The following is a 21,314-nucleotide window of genomic DNA, read 5'->3' on the forward strand; positions in this document are numbered from 1 at the left end:
ATTATTATTCGCGGGTACAAACCTGAAAATAATAATGGGTATTCATTTCGCATTCCTTCCGATACTCTAACTTTGCAGTTAGTTGTAATAAAGTATTGTTATCAAAAAATTTGATATCCCTCCGCACTATAAGTCTGCCATCACTGGAAAAATAAAAGAGTGGCGACGTTTGAAAGACCTGCGCAAGCAGGATTTCTCTCCGACTATACTCAACTTCGGACCCGTTCAATTCTACATCGCCCGTCATTTTGGATTTTGTTATGGTGTGGAAAACGCCATCGAGATCAGCTATAAGGCGCTCGAAGAAAATCCAGACAAGCGCGTCTATTTACTGAGCCAGATGATCCACAACCAGGAAGTGAACAACGACCTGCAGAACCGTGGCATCGAGTTCATCCTCGACACCGAGGGCCATCAGTTCATTCCGTGGGACGCTATCAAACCCGAAGATGTGGTGATTGTGCCCGCCTTTGGAACAACACTGGAGATCGAAAACCTGCTGCAGTCGCGCGGCATTGAAGTGCAGCAATACAACACCACGTGTCCCTTTGTGGAAAAGGTCTGGAACCGCGCCGAGAAGCTGGGGGGAGAACAATACACCGTCATCATTCACGGCAAGCCCAAGCACGAAGAAACACGCGCCACGTTTTCGCATAGCGCGCACGGTGCAGCGTCTGTCATTGTGCGCGACATGGACGATGCGCATGCCCTGGGAGAATACATCACCGGCAGCAAATCGAAGGAAGAATTTTACAACACGTTTGAAGGGAAATTTTCGGAAGGCTTTGATCCCGAACGCGACTTGAAGAAAGTGGGTGTGGTGAACCAAACCACCATGCTGGCCACCGAAACACAGGCCATTGCCGACTATTTCCGGCAGCTGATGATTCAGCACTATGGCGCCGAAAATGTGAAGACCCATTTCGCCGATACCCGCGACACGCTGTGCTATGCCACAAACGACAATCAGGAAGCTACTTACAAGTTGTTGGAAACGGATGCCGATCTGGCGATTGTGATTGGTGGCTATAACAGCTCGAACACATCACATATTGTGGAACTCTGCGAGCGTAAATTTCCAACCTTCTTCATCAATTCGGAGAAGGAGATTGTGTCTCGCGAGCAAATACATCATTTCAATTATCACAGGAAAGAGAAAGCACAGACGCAACACTATTTACCCGGCAAAAGTCCCGTGAAGATCATTCTTACGAGCGGAGCCTCTTGCCCTGACACGCTGGTGGATCGTGTGCTGTTGCGCCTGCTGGAGTTCTTTACGACTGCGAATAGCGTTGAAGAAGTGCTGAAACCGTTTGAGGTTACGCGCTAACTTTTTTCGCTCTGCTTTCTTCTACTTTCTTACCGTTTTTATGTTCGCCCAGGATGATAACATCCTTGGTGTTTTCATACTGTCTGGCCGCCTGCATCATGGCCTCTTTTGTGTCGCGAATAACGATAATGCCCGATTTTGCACCCTTGTTGCGCAGTTCAAGATAAAACCCGTCTTTTTTCTTCTTCGGTAATACTGGAGGTCTTCCCATGGTTGTAATTTTTAAATGAACAGGTGACGCTAAATGCCTCACACTTACAGAGTAAACCGGAAAATCCGGTCATTAGTTCGAGGCTGCAAAGATGGCGAAATTAATCGGCTTATCCTTGACATTTCGGAAGACCGGCCTGGGGCGGGGTTAAAACGATTACGGCTAATTTGAAATTGAAAAGGCCCCGATTTTGTCGGAGCCTTCTCAAAAAATTTACATGTGATTCAGGATGTTACCGTATCAGATGCGGCCTTTTGTTTTCGATTTTGTGAGCTGCATGCGAAGGGCATCGGCCGCCAGGTGTGTGGCCGCTTCAAACGAGCGGGCCTTCTCCACGGCGAAGAGCTGACTTCCAGGAACGCGAAGTTTGATTTCAACTGTTTTATTTTCAATTCCCTCGTTGTTGAGACGCAGAAACACTTCACCATCCACCAACCGGTCGTAGAACGTCTCCAGTTTATTCAGTTTTCTCTGAATGAAATCGATCAACTTAACGTCGGCATCGAAGTGAATGGAATGAACTTGTAACTTCATAATGGTAATATTTAAGTGAAACAAATAAACAGTTCCGGCTTTTGTTACGACCAGCCAGCAGTCGGTGAGTAATCATCTCATCATGCGTGTCTGGTTTTTGTTTATGGTTTGAAATATCGTTGGCATACTTGCTTAGGCTTTGGGGTGTGCTTGGTCAAAAACTTTTTTCAGCTTGTCGAGCGAGTTGTGTGTGTATACCTGCGTGGCCGCAAGGCTGCTGTGACCCAACAGGTCTTTCACCGCGTTGATCTCGGCGCCTTTGTTCAGAAGATGTGTGGCGTAGGTATGCCGCAGCACGTGCGGACTCTTTTTCTCGGACGTAGTGTGTTCGCCGAGGTATTTTTTCACCGTGTGGTAAATCATCTCCGGGTAGCAGGGGTCGCCATGATTGGTGACCAAAAAATATCCATGCGTTTTCAACTCTACTTCTTTATTGCGTATAGCCCTGTAGGCTTCTATAGTATTAACGATTGAGGAGGCGAATGGGATCACCCTTTCCTTGTTTCTTTTACCGAGAACTTTGATGGTTTGCCCCCGCAAATCGATGTGTGTTTCCTTGAGGCCAATCAGCTCCGAGCGACGGATGCCCGTGGCATAGAGCAATTCCAGAATGAGCCTGTCGCGATGACCATTCAAAGTATTTTCAAACACAATGTTGTCGAGGAGATGCACCATGTCGGCTTCTTTCACAAAGGAGGGCAGTTGCTTCTTTGTCTTCAAGGGCATGATCTTGAGCATCGGATCTTTGCCGATCAGCTCCTGGCGCTGCAGGAATTTATAGAACGAACGAAGGCAGGCTGTTTTCCGATTGACCGACCGGGGCTCGATGCCGCTTTCCACCAATTGAATGATCCACGAACGGACTTCGCCATGGGTAGCAGTTTCGGGGAATGTGCCAGGAAATGTGTCTGTTAAAAAGAGAGAGAATTGGCCAAGATCGGTTTTATACGCCAGCACGGTGTGGGCGCTTACCCGTTTTTCGAATTGGAGGTATTTCAGGAAGGATTCTATCATGCTTGCTTCACCAAACCCAGCAGTACAAGCAATGTAAAAAAATAATACCCTTTAAGAAAGACTTAAAGGGTATTGTGTATAGAATGAGCATAAATTGTTGATAACTTTCACGTCATCAACAAAGTAAGAAGATCAAAAGCCGGATAGAAAACTAGCCTTTCGCTTCGGCGAGTCTCATTTGCTCGCGATACGCAGCACGGATGATCTGAGTGCGACGGGTCACAGAAGGTTTCTCAAAAGAGGTTCTCGAACGGAGTTCTTTCAAAACACCAGTCTTTTCGAACTTCTTCTTGAAGCGTTTCAGGGCCTTGTCGATCGATTCGTTTTCTTTTACGTTAACAATTAGCATAATTCTTGATTTGGGCTGCAAATATAATTGAAAGTCAACGGTTTTTCCAAACTACTTTAAAATAGATCTTGAAATAACCAGTTTCTGGATCTCCGACGTGCCCTCGCCAATAGTGCAAAGCTTGGCGTCGCGGTAGTATTTTTCGGCCGGAAAGTCCTTTGTATAGCCATAGCCCCCGAAGATCTGAACGCCCTCGTTGGCCACCTCCACGGCAATTTCCGACGCATAGAGCTTAGCCATTGCCGATTCGCGGTTCACATCCTGACCTTTGTTTTTCAAATCGCCGGCGCGGAACGTGAGCAAACGGGCGGCTTCAATTTTTGTGGCCATGTCGGCCAGTTTGAAAGCAATGCCCTGAAATTGAGATATGGGTTGATTGAATTGGTGACGCTCCTTGGAATAATTCCGGGCAGCATCGTAGGCGCCCATGGCAATGCCCAGGCTGAGCGCTGCGATAGAAATGCGGCCGCCGTCGAGCACTTTCATGGCCTGGATGAAGCCTTCGCCCTCTTTTCCCAGCATCTGGTCTTTGTGAACACGGCAGTCTGTGAAAATCAACTCTGCGGTTTCGGAGGCCCGCATGCCCAGTTTGTTTTCTTTTTTACCGGCCGAAAAGCCCGGCGTGCCTTTTTCGATGGCAAAGGCGGTCATGCCGTGCGAGTCGCCCACGTTGCCCGTGCGCACAATAACTACGGCCACGTTGCCCGACTTGCCGTGGGTGATGAAATTTTTTGCGCCATTAATAACATAGTAGTCACCGTCTTTCACAGCCACGGTGCGCATGTTGCCGGCATCTGATCCGGTGTTGGGTTCGGTGAGGCCCCAGGCGCCAATCCACTCGCCGGTGGCCAGCTTGGGGAGATATTTTTGCTTTTGGGCTGCTGTTCCAAACAGCAGCAGGTGGTTTGTGCAAAGCGAGTTGTGTGCTGCCAGCGAAAGGCCGATAGAACCGTCGATGCGCGAAACCTCGGCGATGGCGGTGATGTACTCCAGATAGCCAAAGCCTGCGCCGCCATATTCTTCGGGCACCAGAATGCCCATGAGGCCCAGCGCGCCCATTTTTTTGAACACGTGCACAGGAAACTCCTGGCTCTCGTCCCAGTCCATCATGTGGGGCTTGATTTCTTTTGCTCCGAAATCACGCACCATGTCGCGGATGAGCCTTTGGTTTTCGGTTTCGTCAAAATTAACGGTCATCGGATTTTCCATAAGTGCTTCCATGCGTTCGAGGATTTTTGAGGCAACAAAACTACGATGATTTTTGAAACTAACAAACGAGTGTTAGGCAAACTATGCGAGGAAATTGTGTTTACCGTAATTCTGATGGCTAAGTTGACATGCGTCTGGCTTCTAATATGACTAAAATTCATAATTTCGCAGTTCAAAAAATTCTTTAATCCCCTCTAATCATGAAAATTGCTGTAGTTGGCACTGGTTACGTTGGTCTAGTAACCGGAACATGTTTTGCTGAAACCGGAAACACCGTCACATGCGTCGATATCGACAAAGAGAAGGTGGAAAAGCTCCGCAGTGGGCGCATCACGATTTATGAACCCGGTCTTGAACAATTGTTTGAAAGAAACATCAAACAAGACCGTCTCTTCTTCACCACCGATCTGGCCGAAGGCATCAAGGACGCGAAGATCATTTTCCTGGCATTGCCCACACCTCCCGGTGCGGACGGCTCGGCCGATTTGAAATTCGTATTGAAGGTTGCCGAAGATCTTGGTCCGTTGTTGAAGGACTATGCTGTGGTGGTTGATAAAAGCACGGTGCCTGTGGGCACGGCCGAAAAAGTTCACCAGAAAATTGCTGCCGGAGCGAAAGTGGAATTCGATGTGGTGTCGAACCCCGAGTTCTTGCGTGAAGGTGTTGCTGTGGACGATTTTATGAAACCCGATCGCGTGGTGGTGGGCACAAATTCTCCCAAAGCACGCAAAGTGATGGAAGCACTCTATGCTCCTTTTGTGCGCCAGGGCAATCCGATCATTTTTATGGACGAGCGTTCGGCAGAACTTACTAAATATGCCGCCAATTCGTTTCTCGCCACCAAAATCACGTTCATGAACGAGATCGCCAATTTGTGCGAGCTGTTGGGCGCCGATGTGGATGCCGTGCGCAAGGGCGTGGGAACGGATAGCCGTATCGGTAAACGCTTTTTGTTTCCCGGCATTGGCTATGGTGGAAGCTGCTTCCCCAAAGATGTGCAGGCGTTGGCCAAGTCGTCGGAAGATGCAAACTATGAATTCAAGATTTTGTCGGCGGTGATGGAAGTGAACGAGAGCCAGAAGACACGTCTCATTCCCCACATCAAAAAATATTTCAACGGAAACCTGAAGGGCAAAACTATTGCCATCTGGGGACTTTCGTTCAAACCGCACACAGACGACATCCGCGAAGCACCGTCGCTCTATAACATTGACGAGCTTTTGAAGGAAGGCGCCATTTTGAAAGTGCACGATCCGGAAAGTATGGAGAACGTGAGAAGAATTGTGGGCGACAAAGTGCAATACAGCAACACACCCTACGAAGCGGCCCAAGGCGCCGATGCGATCTTCATCGCTACGGAGTGGCCCGAATTCCGCACACCGGACTTCGAGAAGCTGTCGTCTATATTGAATAGCAAAGTGATTTTTGACGGCAGAAATTTATACGATTTGAATTTTATGAAAGAACAAGGTTACGTGTACTACAGCATTGGAAGGGAGGTAATTCATGGCTAAGCAACGAGTGTTGATTACCGGCGGAGCCGGATTTTTGGGTTCCCACTTGTGCGATCGCTTTTTGAAGGAAGGGTTCCACGTGATCGCGATGGACAACCTTATTACTGGCGACCTTCGAAACATCGAGCATTTGTTTAAGAGTGCCGACTTTGAATTTTACCACCACGACGTTTCCACGTTTGTTCACATTCCGGGCGAGCTGCACTACATTCTGCATTTCGCGTCGCCTGCCAGTCCTATCGACTACCTGAAGATTCCCATTCAGACGCTGAAGGTGAGTTCGTTGGGCACACACAACCTTTTAGGCCTTGCGCGTTCCAAGAAAGCGAGAATACTGGTAGCGTCTACTTCGGAAGTATATGGCGATCCGCTGGTGCATCCGCAAACAGAAGAATACTATGGCAACGTGAATCCTATTGGCCCGCGTGGCGTATACGACGAAGCCAAGCGTTTCCAGGAAGCCATCACCATGGCGTATCACACCTACCATAACGTTGAAACCCGCATCATCCGGATCTTCAATACCTATGGTCCCCGCATGCGCCTGAACGACGGCAGAGTGCTTCCTGCATTCATTGGCCAGGCGTTGCGCGGCGAAGACCTGACGGTGTTTGGCGACGGCTCGCAAACCCGTTCGTTCTGCTATGTAGACGACGAGGTGGATGGCATCTATCGCCTGCTCATGTCAGACTATCATTTGCCAGTGAACATCGGTAACCCCGACGAAATCACCATCGGCGAATTTGCCGAAGAGATTGTGAAGCTCACGGGCACAAAACAAAAGGTGGTCTACAGACCCTTGCCGCAGGACGATCCGAAGCAACGGCAGCCGAACATCACAAAAGCAAAAGAGCTGTTGGGATGGACGCCTAAAGTGTCGAGAGCCGACGGATTGAAGATCACCTACGAATACTTCAAGAGCCTTCCGCAAGAAGTTCTTTTCCAACGTGACCACAAAGATTTTCAGAAATACATTCGTTAACAAAAGCAAGCATGTCAAATCGAAATATACTCATCACCGGCGGAGCAGGGTTCATCGGATCGCACGTGGTGCGCTTGTTTGTGAGCAAGTATCCAACCTACTCCATCGTTAACCTTGATAAGCTCACCTACGCGGGTAACCTGGAAAATTTGAGAGACGTCGAGAAGAAATCAAACTATCACTTCGAGAAAGGCGATATCCTGGATGTGGAATTCATGGCAGGTGTTTTCAAACGCCACAACATCGACGGTGTGATTCACCTGGCGGCGGAGTCGCACGTGGACCGCTCACTGCACAACCCCACGGAGTTTGCCGAAACAAACATCATCGGCACACTGAACCTGCTGCGCGTGGCACAGGCCGCGTGGACTGGCAACCTCGAAGGAAAAGTATTCTATCACGTGTCGACCGACGAAGTGTATGGTTCGGCCGAAGGCAATTCGTTCTTCACCGAAACAACGTCAATCGATCCGCGCTCACCCTACTCGGCTTCGAAGGCGGGAAGCGATCACTTTGTGAGTGCGTTTCACAACAGCTTCAAATTGCCGACGCGCATCAGTCGTTGCTCCAACAACTACGGGCCCTTTCACTTCCCCGAGAAGCTGATACCGCTCATGATCAACAACATTCTCACCAACAAACCGCTGCCGGTCTATGGCAAAGGCGAGAACATTCGCGACTGGCTGTTTGTGGAAGATCATGCAAAGGCGATCGACACCATTTTCCACAAAGGAAAGAATGGCGAAGTCTATAACATCGGTGGAAACAACGAGTGGAGAAACATTGACCTGGTGAATTTCCTTTGTCACACCATGGACAAGAAGCTGGGTCGCGAAGATGGCACTTCGGCAAAGCTGATTACCTATGTGACAGACCGCCTGGGACACGATCTTCGCTACGCCATCGACGCGTCGAAACTCATCAGTGAAACCGGATGGCGTCCGGAAGTGACGTTCGAAGTGGGTCTTGAGAAAACCGTGGATTGGTATCTGGCCAACCAGGACTGGCTCAAGAACGTGACGTCGGGCGACTATTTGAAATATTATTCTAAAATGTATCAGGCCTAAGGCCAGCATAAACACTCTCTCCACTATGAAAGGTATCATACTCGCCGGCGGTTCGGGCACACGGTTGTATCCGTTAACCATGGCCGTGAGCAAACAGCTCATGCCGGTCTACGACAAGCCCATGATCTATTACCCGTTGTCGGTGTTGATGATGGCGGGCATCCGCGAAATTCTGTTCATCTCCACACCGCACGATCTGCCCATGTTCGAGAAATTGCTGGGCGATGGCAAGCGGTTGGGATGTTCGTTTACCTATGAAGTGCAGCCTTCACCCGATGGCCTGGCGCAAGCTTTCATTATCGGGGAGAAGTTTGTGGGCAAAGAAAAAGTAGCCCTCATTTTGGGCGATAACATTTTCTATGGCTCGGGCATGCAGCAAGTGTTGCAATCGAACAGCGACCCCGACGGCGGGGTGGTGTTTGCCTACCACGTGCACGACCCCGAGCGCTATGGCGTGGTGGAGTTTGATGCCAACAAGAAAGTTATTTCCATCGAGGAAAAACCCAAGCACCCCAAGTCCAACTATGCGGTTCCCGGACTGTATTTTTACGACAACGATGTGGTGGCCATTTCAAAGGCGTTGAAGCCCAGCCCGCGTGGCGAACTGGAAATCACCGACGTGAACAACGAATACCTGCGTCGTGGCAAACTGAAAGTAGCACCCATGAGCCGTGGCACCGCCTGGCTCGACACGGGCACGTTCGACTCGCTGATGCAGGCCGGAAACTTTGTGCAGGTGATCGAGCAACGCCAGGGCCTGAAGGTGGGATGCATCGAAGAAATTGCCTACCGCATGAACTTCATCTCGAAAGACCAATTGCTGCAGCTAGCCAAACCGTTAGAGAAAAGTGGCTACGGCAGCTACCTGAAAAATCTTCCTGAATATATTTAACGACCCATGCTTGTCGAAGACTTCCGGCAACTCGCGTTGACCCTGTCGTCCGACACGTTGTTGGTGGAACGTTTATGGCGGGAAATTGAAGCGCGCCATGCCGAGAAAGGTCGTCACTATCACACGCTTCAGCACCTCAACAATGTGGTGGCGGAGCTGGAGCGCGTGAAACCTCTGGTGGAAGATTGGTCGTCGCTGATCTTCGCCACCGCCTACCACGACGTGGTTTACGACGCGCTCAGGAAAGACAATGAGGGGAAGAGCGCCCTGCTGGCGAAGGAGCGGCTCACGGCGCTGTCTTGCCAGCCGCAAAGGATAGACCGGGTGGTGGGGCACATCCTGGCCACAAAGGCCCACGTGGAAAACGAATGGGCAGATACCAATTTTTTTACCGATGCCGATTTGTCGGTTTTGGGTGCGCCCTGGGAAGAGTACGAAAAGTATTATCGCAACATCCGGAAGGAATATTCAATATATCCCGACCTGCTCTACAACCCTGGAAGGCGTAAAGTTTTGCAACATTTTCTGGACCTGAAGGCGATTTTTAAGACGGAGGCCTTTCGCGAGCGCTACGAAGACCAGGCCCGCAAAAACCTGGTTCGCGAGCTGGAGGCGTTGTGAAAAATTAATCCAACAGGCTAATAATCAGTTTGGAATTCCATGAAGGTTTTGGGGAAAACCAAAAAAAGTATACTTTTGCGAAAGTTTCTGATACAATTTCAAGGGGGGACAAACAGTCCCCTCTTTGTTTATAGAATATTTTCAGATGGAAATCGAAGGGGAAATCAGGAAAATGGCCGAATCGAAGCTGGTGGCACCCGAGCACTTTATTGTGGACGTGGTGGTGTCGGCGCGCAAGGGCCCGAAAAAAGTGCTGGTGACCATGGACGGCGACCAGGGCGTCAACATAGACGACTGTGCGAACGTGAGCCGCGAGCTGGCCAAAGCCCTCGACGAATCGAATCTGATCAGCGATGCCTATTTGCTGGAAGTGTCGACGCCGGGCGTGGACCAACCGCTGCAACTGCATCGTCAGTATAAAAAGAATATCGGCCGGAAACTGAAGGTCAAACTTCACGAGAAAATTGTGGAGGGAAAACTGACAGACGTTACGGAAGAAAAGATAAGCCTGACCCAGGAAGTGGGCGCGGGTAAGAACAAGGAAAATGTCGCGATCGACATTCCCTTTTCTGACATCGAAAAATCATTTGTGTTAGTTAGTTTCAAATAGACATAACCATGGATGCACATGAATTAATTCAGTCCTTTGCTGAATTCGCAAAGCAGAAAAACATCGACCGGCCCACCATGATCCGGATTTTGGAAGATGTGTTTCGCAACATGATTAAAAAGAGATTCGGCTCCGATGAGAAGTTCGACATCATCGTGAACGCCGACAAGGGCGACTTGGAAATCTATCGCTTCCGCGAAATCGTGGACGATGACTCTGAGGATATCTGGGACTTTGACAAGATCAGTTTGACGGAAGCACACAAAATCGAGCCCGACTTTGAAGTGGGCGAAGAGGTGTCGGAACAGATTTTCATCGACGACTTCGGCCGTCGTGCCGTGACCACCGCGCGCCAGACGCTGATTCAGAAAGTGAAAGACCTGGAGAAGGACATCCTGTTCCAGAAATACAAAGACCTGGTGGGCGAGATCATTGCCGGCGAGGTGTATCAGGTGTTGAGTCGCGAAGTGTTACTGACTGACGCAGAAAGCAACGAAGTGGCTATTCCGCGCAGCGAGCAAATTCAAAAAGACCGCTACCGCAAGGGCGAAAACGTTCGCGCCATCGTGCACAAGGTTGAAATGGTGAACGGCAACCCGAAAATCATTTTGTCCAGAACATCGCCGGTTTTCCTGGAGCGTCTTTTCGAACAGGAAGTGCCCGAAGTATACGACGGACTGATCACCATTAAAAAAGTGGTGCGCGAGCCCGGCGAACGTGCCAAAGTGGCCGTTGAATCCTACGACGATCGCATCGATCCGGTAGGCGCCTGCGTGGGGATGAAAGGATCGCGTATTCACGCCATTGTGCGTGAATTGCAGAATGAAAATATCGACGTAATCAACTACACCGAGAACCTCGAACTTTACATTCAGCGCGCACTAAGTCCTGCGAAAATTGTTTCTATAAAGATCGATAAAGACAACGGCCGTGTTTCGGTATACCTGAAGCCCGACCAGGTTTCGCTGGCCATCGGCAAAGGTGGTTTGAACATCAAATTGGCGAGCCGTTTAGTGGGTTATGAAATCGATGTATTCCGCGAATTGGCGGAAGGACAATCGGAAGAAGACGTGGATTTGAGCGAATTCTCTGACGAAATCGAAAGCTGGGTGATCGACGAATTGAATCGCATCGGCCTCGATACCGCCAAGAGTGTTCTGGCTTTGTCGCGCGAAGAACTGGTGCGCCGCACCGACCTCGAAGAAGAAACCGTGGACGGTGTGTTGGGCATTTTGAAAAAGGAATTTGAATAGAATTGAAAGAATCTTTTCGCCAGGGGTGACAGAGGGGGGAAAGCAGGTGGCTATGATGCAGGCATGAATAGAACGTTAAATTTCGCAGCATCGGCGATATAGGTTTTAAAGTCTTTAAAAAACAGGCATATTTGAGTATGGCAGAAGAAAAATTGATCAGGTTGAGTCAGGCAGCAAGGAAACTCAATGTGGGCCATGGTACCATTTTGGATTTTCTGGCGAAGAAGGGCTTTGAGGTAGAGAACAACCCCAATGCCAAGCTCACCCCTGAGCAAGTATCCCTTCTGTCGAAAGAATTCGCTTCTTCTGCCACCGAAAAGCTTGAAGCCTCCGGGCTGTCCATCGGTGTGAAACATACCGACAACGTGGTGCTGGAAACCGAAAAAGAAGCGACCAAGAAACGGGTCGACGATGAAGAAAGCAGCATCATGATTAAGAATCTCGGTTCCAAAGACCTCAAAGCAAAAGAGGAGCCCAAAGCCGAGAAAGTAGAACGTGAGAAACCCAAGCTGGAAGGCATTAAAGTAGTCGGCAAAATTGAACTCGAAAAGAAGGCCGTTGCTGTAGAGGAAGAAAAACCTGTGGTGGCCGAGAAAGCTCCCGAGGTGGTGAAACCCGTAGAGCAAGAAGCACCTCCCGTAGAAGTAGTTGCCAAAAAAGTTGAAGAGCCTCCGGTTGTTGTTGAAGAGCCCAAAGTAGTAGCCGTTGTTGAACCTCCCGTGGTGGTTGTGCCGCCTGTGGTGGTTGTGCCAAAGGTTGAGCCTACACCCGTGGTTGAAAAACAGCCTGAGCAAGAACTCATCAAGGGCCGTGCAGACCGTCTGCAAGGTTTGAAAGTGGTAGACAAAATTCAGCTGCCCGAGAAAAAATCGAACGCCCCTGTGGCCTCTTCGGATACGCAGAAAGACAAACAGGGAAAACGTCCGCGCAAGCGCATTGCAACAGATCCTCCCTCCGGCAACGCGGGCAACCCCACGCAGCAACAACCCGGTGGAGGTCCTCCACGTGGTCCGCGCCCTCAGCAGCCCCATCCGCAGCGCGGTCGTGGCCCCCAGGCCCCCCGTGTGCAGAAAGCCGAGCCCACAGAAAAAGAAATTCAGGATCAGATCCGTGCCACGCTGGCCAAGTTGAGCGGCGGTGGAAACAAGAAAGGATCCGGAGCAAAATACAGAAGAGAAAAACGTCAGGCGAACTCGGATGCCCAGGAGCAACAAATGCTTCAGGACCAGGCCGAATCAAAAACACTAAAGGTAACAGAATTCATTTCGGCCAACGACTTGGCTTCAATGATGAACGTGTCGGTGAACGATGTCATCTCTACGTGTCTTAGCCTGGGCATGTTCGTTTCGATCAACCAGCGCCTCGATGCCGAAGCCATCACGGTCATTGCCGACGAGTTCGGTTATGCGGTGCAGTTCACCTCGGCCGAAGAAGAACTTGACCTGGAAGCCGAAGTAGAAGACCAGGAAAGCCTGATCCCCCGTGCGCCCATCGTCACGATCATGGGTCACGTCGATCACGGTAAAACATCGTTGCTGGATTATATCCGGAACACAAAAGTGACGGCATCGGAAGCCGGTGGTATCACGCAGCACGTTGGTGCCTATGATGTGACCACGAAGAGCGGTCACAAAATTGCGTTCCTCGACACGCCTGGTCACGAAGCGTTCACGGCCATGCGTGCCCGTGGTGCAAAACTGACAGACATCGCCATCATTGTGGTAGCGGCCGACGACGACGTGATGCCGCAAACCAAAGAAGCCATCAACCACGCACAAGTGGCGGGTGTTCCTTTGGTGATTGCCATCAACAAAGTAGATAAATCATCGGCAAACCCCGAACGCATCCGCGAATCACTTTCCAAGATCAACATCCTTGTGGAAGAGTGGGGAGGAAAATATCAGAGCCAGGAAATTTCGGCCAAGACCGGAAAAGGCGTGGAGTCGCTCCTCGAAAAAGTATTGCTCGAAGCAGAGTTGTTGAACCTCAAGGCCAATCCCGATCGCCGTGCAACAGGTTCGGTGATTGAAGCATCGCTCGACAAAGGTCGTGGCTACGTGGCCACGGTGATGGTGCAAACCGGAACCTTGCGTGTGGGCGACATCCTTTTGGCAGGTGCAAACTATGGCCGTGTGAAAGCGATGTTTGAAGACACCGGAAAGAAAGTGGCCGAAGCCGGACCTTCCACACCCGTAGTGGTGCTGGGTCTCGACGGTGCGCCTCAGGCTGGTGAAAAAGTGTCGGTTATGGAGACCGATCGCGAAGCAAGAGAAATTGCCAACAAGCGCCAGCAGATCATGCGCGAGCAGAGCATCCGCACGAAGAAACATATTACGCTTGATGAAATCGGCCGTCGTTTGGCGATCGGAAACTTCAAGCAATTGAATGTGATTGTGAAAGGCGACGTGGACGGTTCGGTAGAAGCCCTCACCGACTCGCTGTTGAAACTTTCGACACAGGAAATTCAGGTGGCCATCATCCACAAAGGTGTGGGTCAGATCTCCGAATCGGATGTGTTGCTGGCTTCGGCATCAGACGCCATCATCCTGGGCTTCCAGGTTCGTCCTTCGGGCGCGGCACGTCGTGTGGCCGAGAACGAAGAAATCGAGATCCGTTTGTATTCGATCATCTACGACGCCATCAACGATGTGAAGGCGGCTATGGAAGGCATGTTGGCTCCCGAAACAGAAGAAGTTATTGTGGGCAACGCCGAAGTTCGCGAGGTGTTCAAGATCTCGAAGATCGGAACGATTGCGGGCTGTATGGTTACCGATGGTTCGATCAAACGCTCCAACCCGATTCGCCTCATCCGCGACGGTATTGTGGTGTATGCCGGCAAGCTCGGTTCACTGAAACGTCACAAAGACGACTCAAGCGAAGTGAAGACTGGTTTCGACTGCGGTATTGGCATCGACGGCTTCAACGACATGCAGATGGGCGATGTGATTGAAAGCTACGAACAACGCGAAGTGAAGAGAACATTGTAAGCGCAAACACTTCACTAGAAGAATATACAAACCCTGGTCACCCAAACGACCAGGGTTTTTTAATGACCACTCCACCATGAGAGAAGCCTTGTTAGCCAGATACTTCGGTTTGCTGCTGATGATAGCCGTGCTCGGATCGTGCAACGCGCGCAAATCTTCTGGGCGCACCGTGGTGGGCATTCAACCGTATGGCAGAATAAGCCGGGAACTGAGCGATACGCTTGCGGCATTTGTCACGAAGACATATGGCTTTGCCGTGTGTGTTTTGCCAAAACAAGCCATACCTGCCGAAGCTTTTGTGAATGTGAAAATGCCGCGCTACCGGGCCGACAAGATTTTGAAAATACAGGAACAGTGGCGGCCCGATTCATTGACGTATATCCTGGGTATCACACCGGAAGATATTTCCACAACGAAAAGGGATGCCAGAGGTGAAATACAAAAGCCTGTGCAAAAATTTAGCGACTGGGGCGTTTTAGGATTGGGCTATCGCCCGGGACATAGCAGTGTCGTGTCAACGTTTCGCATTGGCAGGGATAGAGAAAGAATTACTGACCTGCTCAAGAAAATTTGTATCCACGAACTGGGGCACAACCTGGGTCTTGACCATTGCACTGTGGAAGGTTGTGTGATGACCGACGCTGCAGAAACCATTGCCACCATAGAGCGCGTGCAGCCAAGCTTGTGTGCGGCCTGTCGGAAAAAGATAAAGGCAACCGTCGACAACGAATAAGTATAAAAGATTAAAGTCCGTTGAGTTATTGAAGCCCGAACTTCAATCCCTGCTTCATCGCCTTTTCGTATTTGCGCTGATCGAACTTATAGAGGAACGGTGCCTTGTGAGCGCCGCCTTGTTTGCGTTCGTTCAGTCGTTCAAGAATGTCGAGCGCAAGAATTTTTTTCTGAAAGTTTCGCCGGTCCAACTGCTTGCCGAGAATGGTTTCATATAAGCGTTGCAATTCGGGCATCGTGAATTTTTGTGGCAGCAAGTCTTTGCCTACAGGATAGTCGTTGAGGTTGAGCCGAAGCGACTGCAATGCTTTTTCAAGAATGTGATTGTGATCGAGAATGAGCGTGGGCACCTTTTCAATATCCCACCATTGGCACGATTCCGAAAACTCATCGGGCTTTGGCACCACCTTCGAAAATTCAACCAGGGCATAGTAGCCCACCGTGATGAACCGTTCCGACAGCCATGATTTTTTTATTCCTGCCGGTGGCGAGATGCCATGCTTGGTGCGTTCGCGGTTTGGATCGCCGAAGGCATAGAACTGTTGCAGATAAATATTGTCCAGACCCGTTCGTGACTTGAGGCTTCGGATGGCGGCTTCTTCGATGTGTTCGTCGGCAAAGATGAAGCCTCCGGGAAGGCACCAGCGGTGTGTCTCTTTCCATTCCAGCAACAGCACCTTCAATTGGTTGTCGTGAAATCCGAAGATCACGTTGTCGATCGAAATATGGGTGAGATAGTGAAGATGGCCTTTTTCAAAGAATTCGTGCGTGGAGAGTTTTGGCCGTTTAGCTTTTCCCATGCCGCTAATATAGAGAAAGAACGTGTGGCGGTAAAAATTATGCAATGTGTTTATGTTACACATTGAAATTTGTTATTATTGTGTACTACAAACACAATGATTTATGAATGGTTTGCGTAAAAAGAACTGGTTTGTTCCCCGCGTTTTCGCGCTCTTGCTCATCCTCACCCTGGCTTCGGCCCACCGGCCCAAGCCTGCACCGGCCTATCGGGACTTGAATAAGAATGGAAAAATGGATGTCTATGAAGATCCATCAAAACCCATCGCACAACGCGTAGACGATTTGCTGTCGCAGATGACACTCGACGAAAAGGCGGGCATGATGTTCATTAACGGCGTGCGCCTGAACGATGACGGATCGCTGGAGGAGCGGCCGGGCACAGGCATGTTTGCTTTTGCACCCACAGCACCGCCCATGATTCGCGACAAAAAAATTACACACCTCAACATCTGGGCAGCACCAGGCACAAAAGCTTTGGCCACGTGGTACAACAACATACAGAAGGTAGCTGAAGAAACACGCCTCGGCATCCCCGTCACGCTCGCCTCGGACCCGCGACATTATTTCAGCAACAACATTTTTGCCATGGCCGCCAATTCGTTTTCGCAGTGGCCCGAGCAGTTGGGCTTTGCCGCCATTGGCGATGAAAAACTGATGCGTCAGTTTGGCGACATCGCGCGGCAGGAATATCTGGCGGTGGGCATCCGCGAAGCGTTGCATCCCATGGCCGACCTCGCCACCGAGCCACGCTGGCCGCGCATCAGCGGAACATTTGGTGAAGACGCCAACCTTTCGGCAAAAATGATCAAAGCGTATGTTCTCGGCTTTCAAGGCGCGACGCTCGACAAAAACGGCGTGGCGTGCATGACAAAACATTTTTCGGGCGGCGGTCCACAGAAAGAAGGTCTTGATCCGCATTTCGAATTTCAAAAAGGACAGATCTATCCGGGCAAGCATTTTAACTATCACCTCATTCCCTTCGAAGCCGCCTTTGCCGCAAAGACCGCGGCCATCATGCCCTACTACGGTGTGCCGGTAGATCAGACTAGCGAGAATGTTGCGTTTGGTTTCAACAAAGACATCATCACAAAACTGCTTCGCGAGAAATATAAATACGATGGTGTGGTGTGTACCGACTGGGGATTGATCACCGATGCGAAGATGGGCAACACGGTTTGGCCGGCGCGTGCCTGGGGTGTTGAGAACCTGAGTGAAAAAGAACGCGTGCAAAAAGTCATTGACGCAGGCGTCGATCAGTTTGGCGGCGAGAGTGTGCCCAACCTGGTGGTGGACTTGGTGAAAGAAGGAAAGCTGACCGAGAAAAGAATAGACGTGTCGGTGAAGCGATTGCTGCGGCAGAAATTTGAACTCGGTCTGTTCGACAATCCCTACATTGATGTTGACAAGGCGACACAGATTGTTGGCAAGGAAGAATTTCGCAAAGCGGGCGAAGCTACGCAACGCCGTGCCTTCACGTTGCTGAAGAACGAAGGCAAAACATTGCCCCTGACGGGCAAGAAAAAAATCTATGTGCAGAACATCGACAAAGCGGTGGCCGCGCAATATGGCGAAGTGGTAGACACACCCGAAGCGGCCGAGATCGCCATCATCCGCCTGAAGACACCGTGGGTGCCGGTGGAGACCGAAAACTTTATGGCAAAAATGTTTCACCACGGCGACCTGGACTTTAAAGGCAAAGAGAAGGAAGACATTCTGGCGTTGCTCGACAAGGTACCCACGGTGGTTGACATCTATCTCGATCGGCCGGCGGTGATTCCTGAAATCAGTGCGAAGGCAAAAGCGCTGGTGGCCAACTACGGCGCCAGCGATGCAGCACTGCTGGATGTGGTGTTTGGCAAAGCAAAACCCGAAGGCAAACTTCCGTTCGAACTTCCCTCGTCTATGGAGGTGGTTCGCAATCAGAAAGAAGATGTGCCTCACGATTCGAAAGACCCGCTCTATACATTCGGCTTCGGCCTGTCGTATTCAAAATAATTTTTCTACACGTATCAAACTAAAATCCTATGGTTAGTCGCAGAGATTTTTTGAAGGGTTCGGGCGCGTTGGCGCTGGTCAGCCTGGTGATTCCGGAATGGGCCAACGCAGCGGCCTTTGGCAAGGGAGCAACCAAGTCCATTGGCATTCAAATGTTCACGGTGCTGAAGCTGATGGGCGACGATGTGAAGGGAACGTTTAAGAAAATTGCCGACATTGGTTTCAAAGATGTGGAAACAGCCTTTAGCCCGAAAGGATATTATTATGGCCTGAAGCCAAAGGAACTGAAAACGATGATTGAAGACCTGGGCATGAAGTGGCGTAGTCACCATGTGATGGGCGCGCCATTCAAAATGCCGGAAGGACGTCAACTGCCACCTGAGTTTGCCTTCATTGCGTCGCTGCCCAACCTGCGCGACAATCATCAGCAATTGATTGATGAAGCGGCTGAAGGTGGTGTGCCGTATTTAGTATGTGCCAGTGCACCCGTGAGCACGCGCGATGAAATTAAAGATACCATCGACATTTTTAACAAGACCGGTGAAGGGTGCAAGAAAGCGAAGTTTCAATTTGCCTATCACAATCATGCCACGGAGTTTGATTTGATTGAAGGGCAAAGCCCATACGATCTCATTATGTCGCAAACCGATAAGGAGTTGGTGAAGATGGAGCTGGACCTGGCGTGGGCCACCAAGGCAAAGCAGGATCCGGTAGCATTGTTCAAACAACACCCGGGGCGTTTTCCGTTGTGGCATGTGAAAGACATTTCGGCTGACCTGACCACCATCACTGGCATTGGCAGCGGCGTGGTGCCGTTCAAACGGATATTCGAAAATGCAAAGGTGTCGGGCATGAAACATTTCTTCTACGAACACGACATGGTGCCTTCGATGGAAAGTGTGTCGACAAGCTTTAGCAATCTTTCGAAGATTGTTGCGTAAGGAAATTCGGTCTGTAGAATATCAGTCAAAAAAAATGTTCAGACCCGTTAAGAGTCTGAACATTTTACATCAGCAATATCAAAGGGCGTTTTCAATTTTGAAAACCCAGGCATGCTGACAGGGGTTGTTAGCTGGATTGAGTACGGGGGCCGTGATCTTCACGGCCTTTCCGTTTACGGTATAATTCACTTTGCCGGCATAGCCCAGCAGCGACACCTTCGCTGAACTGTTCACACCCGTCACGGTGAAGGCTTGCTCCGGAAATTTTGTGCAGATGGCGTAGAGGTCTTTTCCCTTGCGGGTATAAAAAACTTTTGTATCGGCTTTCACCGGCGGTGCGCTGGCCCAGTTGCGTGTGTTGTAGATGGCTTCGCCGTTCACATGCAGCCATGCGCCCACATCGGCGAGGCGTTGTTGCATGATGACGGGGATGCGACCGTCGGCCGTGGGGCCGATGTTGAGCAAGAGATTTCCGCCGCGGGCCACTTTGTCGATGAGGATGTGAATCACTTCTTCCGACGACGAATAGTCGGCGAGGTTTTCGTTACGGTTGTAGCCGAACGACCCGCCAATGCCACGGCATTCTTCCCAGGGATGTTCGATCTTTTTGCCAACCGATGTTTCGTCGTGCACCAGATCGTATTCGGTGGTGTAGATGCCGCCGTGTTTGCTGCGTGTTTCTTTGCCCCAGCGGTCGTTCACCACAATGGTTTCTTTCACGGGCGATTCGTTGTAGAGCCACGCGAGAAATTCGGTGCTCTTCCACGTTTCACTGGGGTGATCCCACTCGCCATCGGTCCACAGCACATCGGGTTTGTAGCGTGTCACCAAATCTTTCATTTGCGGAATCATGTGGTCGTCCACATATTTGTTGACATCCGATTTATACAACGGATTGAACCATTCATACAACGAATAATAATAGCCCATGTGGAGGCCCTTTGCTTTCACAGCGTCGCTGAGGTCGCCGGCCAGATCGCGGTGCGGGCCCACATCAACAGCGTTCCAGTTCCACGATTGTGCACTGGGCCACAGCGTAAATCCTTCGTGATGTTTTGAGGTGAGCACAACATATTTGGCGCCGGAGTTCTGGATGATGGTCGCCCATTGCGCAGGGTCGAACATTTCGCACGTGAAGCCCTTCACAAAATCCTGATACTTAAAATCCTTGCCATAGGTTTTTGTGTGGAAGGCATTGAACTCGGCATAGGTCTCAGCCTTGGGATCGAGCAGGCGCCACCAATACCATTCTGCATATTTTTCGTAGACGCTGGATTTGGTCGGGCCCCAGGCAGGCACGGAAAACACACCCCAGTGAATGAAGATGCCAAACTTCGAATCTTCAAACCATTGAGGTACGGGTCGGCTGTCGATGGAGTTCCACGTGGCATCGTAGTGTTGCTGTGCCGTTGTGGAAAGTGTGATGCAAAGCCATAGGGCAAGGACGAGTAGGGGTCGTAGCATAGGGGTAGAGGTGATTTAAAAATACGTCAGACGAATCTACCACTATTCTTTATGCGATGCACACGTTGCCGATACCAACGGTTGAAATCCAGGACATAAAAAAAGCCCCGCCACCATGGCAGGGCCCTCTCTCGTGCAAGCGGAGAGTTAACGATCTTTCTTAGAATTTTACTTCGGGAGCATTCTGGGCGCCTTGAGCTGCTTCGAAGCCTTTGCGAACACCAAAGTCTTCGCCGCTACCAAACCAGTTCAACGCCATTTTTTTCCAGAAGCCACGCACGTAGGTGTTGTAGCCGCGGATCGATTCATTGAAACGCTGACGTGCCACGTTGATGCGGTTTTCAGTTCCCTCCAGTTGAGACTGGAGGTCTTGAAAATTCTCCGTAGAGCGAATCTGTGGATAGGCTTCGAAAGCCAGGTTGATGGCGGTATTGATCTGACGTCCCGCCAGTTCCAGGTCTTCGGGCGTTTTGGCGTTCACGATGCCTGCGCGGGCCTGAGTTACTTGCACCAGAATTGATTTTTCATTTTCGGCAGCACCTTTCACGGTAGCCACCAGGTTGGGCACGAGGTCGGCACGGCGCTGGTAGGCGGCCTGAACATCGGCCCATTCGGCGTTTACGCCTTCCTGAAGTTTCACGGCGTTGTCGTAAACACCGCTGCCCCAGGATATAAATCCAAATACAAAAATGACAAGAACACCGATAACGATGAGGGTTGTCAATAATCCTTTACTCATATAGTTTTTTAGTTGTAGAAACGAATTTACTTAAAAACGATCAATTCAAAATCAAAATATATTTTCCCT

20 protein-coding genes are annotated in these 21,314 nt (G+C 50.3%); 12 read left to right on the forward strand and 8 right to left on the reverse strand.

Going from position 1 to position 21,314, the window contains the following annotated elements:
• Positions 1–100 precede the first annotated feature (100 nt).
• Positions 101–1,330 carry a 4-hydroxy-3-methylbut-2-enyl diphosphate reductase gene (locus tag JI741_RS11645; protein ID WP_202009949.1) on the forward strand — a complete coding sequence of 410 codons (1,230 nt, stop codon included), beginning with the start codon at positions 101–103 and terminating at the stop codon, positions 1,328–1,330.
• Here the strand turns inward: JI741_RS11645 and JI741_RS11650 are convergent.
• The 5 genes from JI741_RS11650 to JI741_RS11670 all read right to left on the reverse strand — a co-directional run bounded on the left by JI741_RS11650 (position 1,320) and on the right by JI741_RS11670 (position 4,659).
• Positions 1,320–1,541, reverse strand: coding sequence for a hypothetical protein (locus JI741_RS11650; protein WP_236676009.1), 222 nt, complete (start codon positions 1,539–1,541; stop codon positions 1,320–1,322). The genes JI741_RS11645 and JI741_RS11650 overlap by 11 nt on opposite strands.
• Positions 1,542–1,781: 240 nt before the next feature.
• A complete protein-coding gene (gene hpf, locus JI741_RS11655) occupies positions 1,782–2,075 on the reverse strand; it encodes a ribosome hibernation-promoting factor, HPF/YfiA family (protein ID WP_202009471.1) in 294 nt (97 codons plus the stop codon).
• A gap of 132 nt (positions 2,076–2,207) precedes the next feature.
• Positions 2,208–3,089, reverse strand: coding sequence for a tyrosine-type recombinase/integrase (locus JI741_RS11660; RefSeq protein WP_202009473.1), 882 nt, complete (start codon positions 3,087–3,089; stop codon positions 2,208–2,210).
• A gap of 151 nt (positions 3,090–3,240) precedes the next feature.
• Positions 3,241–3,438: a 30S ribosomal protein S21 gene (gene rpsU / locus JI741_RS11665; RefSeq protein WP_202009475.1), complete on the reverse strand. Its 198-nt coding sequence runs from the start codon at positions 3,436–3,438 to the stop codon at positions 3,241–3,243.
• Between the two features lie 51 nt (positions 3,439–3,489).
• The gene (locus tag JI741_RS11670) at positions 3,490–4,659 is read right to left on the reverse strand and encodes an acyl-CoA dehydrogenase family protein (RefSeq protein WP_236676010.1); all 1,170 of its coding nucleotides are present in this window, start codon (positions 4,657–4,659) and stop codon (positions 3,490–3,492) included.
• A gap of 188 nt (positions 4,660–4,847) precedes the next feature.
• Between JI741_RS11670 and JI741_RS11675 the strand changes: the two genes are divergently transcribed.
• From JI741_RS11675 to JI741_RS11715, 9 genes are all read left to right on the forward strand, one after another.
• Positions 4,848–6,161: a UDP-glucose dehydrogenase family protein gene (locus JI741_RS11675; protein ID WP_202009477.1), complete on the forward strand. Its 1,314-nt coding sequence runs from the start codon at positions 4,848–4,850 to the stop codon at positions 6,159–6,161.
• Positions 6,154–7,143 carry a UDP-glucuronic acid decarboxylase family protein gene (locus JI741_RS11680; RefSeq protein ID WP_202009479.1) on the forward strand — a complete coding sequence of 330 codons (990 nt, stop codon included), beginning with the start codon at positions 6,154–6,156 and terminating at the stop codon, positions 7,141–7,143. The genes JI741_RS11675 and JI741_RS11680 overlap by 8 nt, the downstream gene beginning before the upstream one ends.
• 11 nt (positions 7,144–7,154) lie before the next feature.
• Positions 7,155–8,210 carry a dTDP-glucose 4,6-dehydratase gene (gene rfbB, locus JI741_RS11685; RefSeq protein ID WP_202009481.1) on the forward strand — a complete coding sequence of 352 codons (1,056 nt, stop codon included), beginning with the start codon at positions 7,155–7,157 and terminating at the stop codon, positions 8,208–8,210.
• A 25-nt stretch (positions 8,211–8,235) separates the two neighbouring features.
• Positions 8,236–9,102, forward strand: coding sequence for a glucose-1-phosphate thymidylyltransferase RfbA (gene rfbA / locus JI741_RS11690; RefSeq protein WP_202009483.1), 867 nt, complete (start codon positions 8,236–8,238; stop codon positions 9,100–9,102).
• Positions 9,103–9,108: 6 nt separating this feature from the next.
• The gene (locus tag JI741_RS11695; RefSeq protein WP_202009485.1) at positions 9,109–9,723 is read left to right on the forward strand and encodes an HD domain-containing protein; all 615 of its coding nucleotides are present in this window, start codon (positions 9,109–9,111) and stop codon (positions 9,721–9,723) included.
• Positions 9,724–9,868: 145 nt separating this feature from the next.
• Complete coding sequence (gene rimP, locus JI741_RS11700) at positions 9,869–10,333, forward strand: ribosome maturation factor RimP (RefSeq protein WP_202009487.1); 465 nt, start codon at positions 9,869–9,871, stop codon at positions 10,331–10,333.
• An 8-nt stretch (positions 10,334–10,341) separates the two neighbouring features.
• Positions 10,342–11,586, forward strand: coding sequence for a transcription termination factor NusA (gene nusA, locus JI741_RS11705; protein WP_202009489.1), 1,245 nt, complete (start codon positions 10,342–10,344; stop codon positions 11,584–11,586).
• Between the two features lie 137 nt (positions 11,587–11,723).
• Positions 11,724–14,573, forward strand: coding sequence for a translation initiation factor IF-2 (infB, locus tag JI741_RS11710; protein ID WP_202009491.1), 2,850 nt, complete (start codon positions 11,724–11,726; stop codon positions 14,571–14,573).
• Positions 14,574–14,649: 76 nt separating this feature from the next.
• Positions 14,650–15,306: a matrixin family metalloprotease gene (locus JI741_RS11715; protein ID WP_202009493.1), complete on the forward strand. Its 657-nt coding sequence runs from the start codon at positions 14,650–14,652 to the stop codon at positions 15,304–15,306.
• Positions 15,307–15,331: 25 nt separating this feature from the next.
• Here the strand turns inward: JI741_RS11715 and JI741_RS11720 are convergent, their stop codons facing one another.
• A complete protein-coding gene (locus JI741_RS11720; RefSeq protein WP_202009495.1) occupies positions 15,332–16,105 on the reverse strand; it encodes an NUDIX hydrolase in 774 nt (257 codons plus the stop codon).
• Between the two features lie 103 nt (positions 16,106–16,208).
• On the opposite strand from JI741_RS11720, the gene JI741_RS11725 reads away from it, so the two are divergent.
• Positions 16,209–18,101: a glycoside hydrolase family 3 protein gene (locus JI741_RS11725; RefSeq protein WP_202009496.1), complete on the forward strand. Its 1,893-nt coding sequence runs from the start codon at positions 16,209–16,211 to the stop codon at positions 18,099–18,101.
• A gap of 29 nt (positions 18,102–18,130) precedes the next feature.
• The gene (locus JI741_RS11730) at positions 18,131–19,042 is read left to right on the forward strand and encodes a TIM barrel protein (protein WP_202009498.1); all 912 of its coding nucleotides are present in this window, start codon (positions 18,131–18,133) and stop codon (positions 19,040–19,042) included.
• 78 nt (positions 19,043–19,120) lie between these two features.
• Here the strand turns inward: JI741_RS11730 and JI741_RS11735 are convergent, their stop codons facing one another.
• Both JI741_RS11735 and JI741_RS11740 read right to left on the reverse strand, forming a co-directional pair.
• Positions 19,121–20,506, reverse strand: a complete 1,386-nt coding sequence (locus JI741_RS11735; protein ID WP_202009500.1) for an alpha-L-fucosidase — start codon at positions 20,504–20,506, stop codon at positions 19,121–19,123.
• A gap of 160 nt (positions 20,507–20,666) precedes the next feature.
• On the reverse strand, positions 20,667–21,245 hold the full coding sequence (locus JI741_RS11740) for a LemA family protein (RefSeq protein WP_202009502.1): 579 nt from the start codon (positions 21,243–21,245) through the stop codon (positions 20,667–20,669).
• Positions 21,246–21,314: the final 69 nt, after the last annotated feature.

It is taken from the genome of Chryseolinea lacunae, assembly GCF_016735595.1.
GTDB lineage: Bacteria > Bacteroidota > Bacteroidia > Cytophagales > Cyclobacteriaceae > Chryseolinea > Chryseolinea lacunae.